This window comes from Salinibacter sp. (assembly GCF_042218895.1).
Classification (GTDB): Bacteria; Bacteroidota; Rhodothermia; order Rhodothermales; family Salinibacteraceae; genus Salinibacter.
Window position 1 is genome coordinate 21,039 of the sequence record NZ_JBDGQQ010000174.1, and the last position, 6,226, is coordinate 27,264.

5 protein-coding genes are annotated in these 6,226 nt (G+C 62.6%); 3 read left to right on the plus strand and 2 right to left on the minus strand.

Features of this window, described 5'->3' with window-relative positions; genetic code table 11:
• Positions 1 to 24: 24 nt before the first annotated feature.
• From ABEL04_RS14435 to ABEL04_RS14445, 3 genes are read left to right on the plus strand one after another with little or no spacing between them, the layout of a single operon-like run.
• Positions 25 to 444 carry a hypothetical protein gene (locus ABEL04_RS14435; RefSeq protein WP_375803102.1) on the plus strand — a complete coding sequence of 140 codons (420 nt, stop codon included), beginning with the start codon at positions 25 to 27 and terminating at the stop codon, positions 442 to 444.
• A 19-nt stretch (positions 445 to 463) separates the two neighbouring features.
• Positions 464 to 1,099: a Uma2 family endonuclease gene (locus tag ABEL04_RS14440; protein ID WP_375803103.1), complete on the plus strand. Its 636-nt coding sequence runs from the start codon at positions 464 to 466 to the stop codon at positions 1,097 to 1,099.
• A gap of 56 nt (positions 1,100 to 1,155) precedes the next feature.
• Positions 1,156 to 2,895: a 2Fe-2S iron-sulfur cluster-binding protein gene (locus tag ABEL04_RS14445; RefSeq protein ID WP_375803104.1), complete on the plus strand. Its 1,740-nt coding sequence runs from the start codon at positions 1,156 to 1,158 to the stop codon at positions 2,893 to 2,895.
• A gap of 20 nt (positions 2,896 to 2,915) precedes the next feature.
• Here the strand turns inward: ABEL04_RS14445 and ABEL04_RS14450 are convergent, their stop codons facing one another.
• Both ABEL04_RS14450 and ABEL04_RS14455 read right to left on the minus strand, forming a co-directional pair.
• A complete protein-coding gene (locus ABEL04_RS14450) occupies positions 2,916 to 4,331 on the minus strand; it encodes a 5-methylcytosine restriction system specificity protein McrC (protein WP_375803105.1) in 1,416 nt (471 codons plus the stop codon).
• A gap of 50 nt (positions 4,332 to 4,381) precedes the next feature.
• Entirely contained in the window at positions 4,382 to 5,881 is a 1,500-nt protein-coding gene (locus ABEL04_RS14455; protein WP_375803106.1) for an McrB family protein, read from the minus strand.
• Positions 5,882 to 6,226 lie beyond the last annotated feature (345 nt).

The following is a 6,226-nucleotide window of genomic DNA, read 5'->3' on the forward strand; positions in this document are numbered from 1 at the left end:
CGAAACGAATTGTCGCGCCCGGTGATGGCTCGTCTCTTGCCCCTCCTTCTTCTCGGTATGGTCCTCGGCGCATGCGGCGGGACCCCCGACGCGGATCAGGCCGAGACGATCTACGGCGCGCCCGTCGACGCGACCACCACATTTCCAGCTCTTGCCGTGGCCGCGGAGGACAGCCTCTACGTAGGCCACATCCTGACCGTCGGTGGCCGCATCACAGAGGTTGGAGCAGGTGGGTGTCATCTCCGGCTCGACACCGGTGACGAGCCACCGTTGCTCGTAACGGCCGCCCGTACCGACGACGGGTCGTGCGCCTGGCAGGTGCCTGCAGAGACCAACGGCTTTGCTGTGGCCGCCGGCACGCTTCGCGCTTCAGACGATACGCTCCGCCTGACCGCGAACGGTGTGCGGGTGACGCCCGTTCGAGTCTCCAGTCCGGACTCTTAACGTCGATCCCAGAGGCATCATGACTACTGCGACGAAAACCGGTCCGCCGCCGTCCATTGCCCATCGCGTCGTTAACGACGAACCGATTTCACTGGAGGAGTACCTCGAACGCGAGCAGGAGAGTGCAGAGCGCCACGAATACGTCGACGGATGGATGATTAAGATGGTTGCCGCAAGCTGGTCTCACAGCGCGATCGCGTCCAACATTGACCGCACGCTTGGCAACCAGTTCCTGGACACGAGTTGCCGTACAGCTTCTCGTGACCTGAAGGTTGCTCTTCCGACCGCCGATAAAAATGCGTTTCCCGATCTGGTTGTGGTCTGCGGAGGTCCTAAGTTCGATCCCAACCAGAGTAACCTCCTTCTAAATCCTCGGATCGTTGTGGAGGTGCTCTCGCCCTCCACGATGGACTACGACCGCGGCGAGAAATTCGCTCGCTACCGCCAGATCGACACGCTCCAGGAGTACCTCCTCGTCGCCCAGGACGCCCCCCACGTCGAGCATTACGTCCGGCAGGACGACGGAAGCTGGCGCTTTACCGAGACCGACGGCCTCAGCGCCACGATCACGCTGCCCTCGGTGGAGGCTGAACTTCCACTCGCTGAGATCTATCTTGACGTGTTCGAAGAAAACGAGTCCTCCGAGACGGAGTAACTCTTCACGCCGAACGCCTAACGCTCAACCCCGAACGCTCAACGCCGAACGCCGACATGCCAATCGTCACCATCGACGGAACGACCTACGAGTACGAGGGCGAGCAGAAGCTGCTGCAGTTCTGCCTCAACCAGGGCATCGAACTGCCCCACTTCTGCTACCACCCCGCCATGTCCATCCCGGCCAACTGCCGGCAATGCCTCGTGAAGGTAGGCATGCCGAAGAAAGACCGCGAGACGGGCGAGGTGCAGCTCGACGAGGACGGCGAGCCGGTCGTGCAGTTCTTCCCCGACCTGCAGGCGAGCTGCACGATTGATCTGCAGGACGGCATGGTCGTGAAGACGCACCGCTCCAGCGAGGAGGTGGAGGAGGCCCAGACCGACAACCTGGAGTTCCTGCTGGCCAACCACCCGCTCGACTGCCCGATCTGCGACCAGGCCGGCCATTGCCCGCTCCAGATTCAGGCCTACAAGTACGGGCCGGAAGGCTCGCGCTTCGAGTTCCGCAAGGTGCACAAGCCGAAGCGCGTGAAGCTGGGGCCGCGCGTGACGCTCGACGCCGAGCGCTGCATCAACTGCACGCGCTGTACCCGCTTTACCGACGAGGTCTCGGGCAGCGGCCAGCTCACGATCGCGAACCGGGGCGTCGAGAACTACCCCATCACGGCGCCGGGGGAAGAATTCGACGACCCCTACTCGATGAACACGATCGACATTTGCCCGGTGGGGGCGCTCACGTCGTCGGACTTCCGCTTCAAGGCGCGCATCTGGGAGATGAGCTCCACGCCCTCGATCGTGGCCACCAACGCGACGGGGGCCAACTGCCACTACTGGGTGCGCGACAATCAGGTGCTCCGCATCACGCCGCGGCAGAACATGGCGGTCAACGAGTACTGGCTCCCCGACGAGGACCGGCTCGTCTACAACACGTTCAACGACAACCGCCCAGACGGCCCGCACATCCGACGCAACGACACGCGCACACAGGGCAACTGGGAGCAGGCCTACGCCCAGGCGGCGTCGCTACTCGGCGGCACCGATCCGGAGCGCATCCTCTTCCTTGGCTCCGCCTACGCCACGGTGGAGGACAACTACCTCCTCACGCAGCTGGCCGACGCGCTCGGCGCCGACGCCCCGCGCTACCTCCCACACGTGGAGCCGGGGGCGGGCGACGACTGGCTCATCACCGACGACAAGACGCCCAACGCCGAGGGCTGCGAGCGGCTCGGCATCCGCCCGGTCGACGAGGAGCTCGTGGGCGCTCGGATCGCGGAGGGCGCGTACGACCTGCTCTACGTGCTGGAGGACGACCCGGTGAGCTCCGGCCTCTGCACCGCCGATGCCCTGACCGACCTGGACGTGGTGCTCCACTACTACAACACGACGAACGAGACGCTGCCCCGCGCCACGACGGCGCTCCCGGCGGCCATGATCGTGGAGACGGTGGGCACCTACGTGAACCAGGACGGCCGCGCCCAGCGCGTGCGCCCGGCGAAGGAGATTCAGGGCGTCAACCGCACGCTCATGATGGAGATGGGCACGAACCGCGAGGACGAGCACGGCACGCCGTTCGACCGCTGGCACAACGACGAGAACAAGATCAACTGCAAGCCGAGCTGGGAGATCCTGCCCGAGATCGCCCAGCGTGTCGGGGAAGACCTGGAGTACGCGAAGGGGCCGAAGCAGATCATGGATGAGGTGCAGTCGACCCTCCCGGCATTCGAGGGCGCGACCTACGACGCGATGGGGCTGAAGGGCGTGGCCCTCGAAGACGTGGAGGCGGGGGAGGCGGTGTAGGGAAGGTCCACAGCGCAACTCTATTCGGAAATAGCCGCCTTCAGTGCCTGAGCCGCTTCATCGGGGGAGGTCTCCATAGACACCGCTGCGAGTACCAGCTCAACGGTTCGTGATCCTGCGCCCAGTTCTGCTCGATGGGCAAGTCGGTCGCGCTCGGCGAGCGACTCCCACGTTGAGTGATGGCACGGGTAGATAAGGCAGGTCGTCACGTGCGATTTGTCAGCAAGATTCGCATAGGCGAGCACCTGAAGTAGGTCCGTTCGGTGCTGGTCCCGTAGAGACTGGCGCGTCTGGCGCCACTCCTGCGCATCGAGCTCCTCCCAGTGCGATTTGTACTTCGCATCGAGGATGATGGTCTGATCTCCCTTGTCGATCACGAGGTCGGGACGGAGTGAAGACTGAGATCCCAGATATGGGGGATTCCAAGACAGCGGGACAACGGTCTCATCCTCGCGACCGGTCTGGAGAGTGCCACCCCGAAGCTTGCAGTATCGCTCCGCTACCGTCTCGACCCAGGCCTCGAAAAAGGTGTCCATCGGAAGGCGCCAGGGCAGTCCCGACAATTCCCCGAGGCCAGCCAGACCGCGTTCTTCCAGGGTCCACTCGATCGCTTCAAGGCCACGCTCGAACACCTCCTGCCGAAGCGGCTGGCGGCTCTGAAACCGGCGTAGGCGTGCAGGATCGGGCGATACGGAGGGCGCTTCCTGGACCTCCCGTAGAAGCCGTTGGCACTTCTCGATAAGCTGGAGGACCATCGGCCCAGCTCCGCGCTCGCGCTCGAGAGAGCGCCGCTGCTTCTGAAGAGTACTCTTGATGGCACCGCGCAGAAACGCATCGTCCTGTAGCTCAGGGTATCGGCATGGTACGCTGAGAAACTGTCCCCGGGCAGCCCGATTCTCGACGTAGGTTCCCCACTGGATGCGTCCGCGCGGCTGCCGGCGATCCTCCTCGGTGATCTGAAACTCACGAGTCAGGTTGCCAAGCAATCGGTCAATGCGACGGAGGACCGTACTGGCCAGTACCCACGGAGGGACGCGGCGGTCCGACTGGGGAAGAGAGGACAGGCTCAGCAGATCGGGTGGGCGCCGCCACCCCGTATGAAGGAGGGCGCGTCCCACGCCCTGCCACCCGAACCGTGGGCGGATAACCAAACCATAGTCTACCTGTCCGGTGGTGGGAGAAATCAGTGGAAGGGCGCCCGTCGTACGTCCCGTTTCGAAGGAGAGCCGCACCGAGTCGCCGTAATAAACCACGTCGCCTTCCACCTCAAAGTCCTGGAGCACGCCGGCATTTCGATCAAGGAATTGTCGGGCAAGCTGTCCGATGGCCGACTCTTGGCCCCAAGTGCTCGAAGCCTCGAGGAGAAAGGACGCAGGTACGTACGCCTGGCTTGTATCCTCCACCTCGATGACCTTGCTGTGAGGCGAACCGGACACGAGTCGAGGACGATGGTTGGAAGAGTTCGCTCCAGGGCGTCGTGGTGAGATTACAGGCTCTCAATCGACTGCACGTACGAGCGGATTTCTCCTTCGAATCCGGCGACGTATCCGCGAGACACGTAATCCTCCAGGAGAGGAGCAAGCTCGGACTTCAGCTTCCGAACTGCGGACTCTCGGTGGTCAACGAGGAAGTAGGAGTGCCCGGGGAGGAGCGGAAAGGCATCATCGGGGGCATGATTGACGAAAATGGACTGCAACTCCCGAAATTTCTGAGCCATCAGATCGATGCTGCTCTCCTGTACGACCTCGATCTGTGGCCAGAGGGAGGCAAAGGCAAAGCGGCGCCGGATGGCCACGTCGAGGGCCGCGATGCTGCGGTCGGCAGTGTTCATGGTGCCGAGGATATGGAGATTATCCGGCAACCAGAGCCGATCGTGGAAGGGCGCTCCGAAATCGTGGGCCAATTCCACCGTGGCGTCATGCTCGCGTCCCGGTTCCAAGAGGAAGATTGTTTCCCCCAGCACGTTTGCGAGATCCGCCCTGTTGATTTCATCGATGTGCAGGAGGTACGGCGCAGGGGCGACGTCGAGGGCGTTTTCCGCTGCCCGTAGGAGGGCCCCCTTCTGCGGCTTGAACCGGAATCCGAGATCGGCTTCTCCACTCGTCTCCGTGGGACCGAGGCCTCCCACGAAATCCTCATACGTTGTGCCGGGATGGAACTGTATTGTGTGCCCGCGTCCGTCGTATGCGTCCTCCAGGAGTTCGAGGGCCATGCGCGTCTTCCCGGTTCCCGGAGGTCCCTGCAGAATCACGTACCGGCGCTCATCAAGGAGCGACACGGCATCCTGGCGGTCGAGTGTGGGAAAGAAGTGAGACTGATACGACTGTTGGAGTCGCTCGGCCTCGTCCTGGGCAGCGCTAAGAGTTGTCTCGCCGCGTTCCCTGAACATGAAATCCAAGAAGACCTTCAGGGCGTGGTCGGCCGCCTCGCGTTGTTCCTGCTCCTCGTCCGACACCATTGTCGGGGCGAAAATAGCGTACATTTCCCTGCCGTACTTATCGAACACCGACGCGTACTCCGCGAACTGATCCCGGACATGGTCAGGGACCGACTGATTGGTGCGAACAGGGTCATCCTTCGCCCACGCGACGACGTTCCCCTCGCCGAACGCCGCGTTCAACCAGTCCACGATTGCCTGGGTGTGACGGGCATGGCCCGGTCGTGACAGAATGCGCTCGTCAGGGTTCAGGCCTCGTGTCCCGAGTCCCAGTCCGAAGAGGGCAGGAGGAGCCTCGTCGTCTTCACTGTCTTGGGGGAAGATCACGAAACTCATTCCGCCATACGCGCCGGAATCGGGATTCGAGGGGTGAATGAGAGCCGCGAATGGCGGGTCTGCTTTGGGCGCGCGAACCTTGGCTTTGTTGCCAAGAGCATACGAGCGGTACCGTCCACCCCCTGAGCCGAAAAGGGAATTGTACGCTTCTTCTGCGTATGAGGGCCATTCGTCGCGATAGGGAGCAAAGACAAGGTCGACGAGTGCGTCCATCGCGCCAGTGCCGAATTGTCTTTGGAGGAGAGAAGCAGTTTTCTTCTGGCTGCGCCGAAGATTGCAGGGGGAACATATGGAAACTGGGGGAGAAGGTGAAGTAGCAGTTCTGAGTACACTCGGACTGATAGTGTTCTTCCGGCTCCTCGCCCATCGGCTCGGACATTGATTGGATTGGGTAGTTGCGGACCGAGGATACCAGTGAGGTGTTTTCTCGACGCAGACTAGAATCAGTCCGAGTCCCTCATTCGGCACCGCTACGCGACGCAGCGGCGTAGCGTCTCATCGCGTCCCTTCGTCTCGTCCCGGCACACCGACGATTAACGGACCCTGGATCCGTGGGGC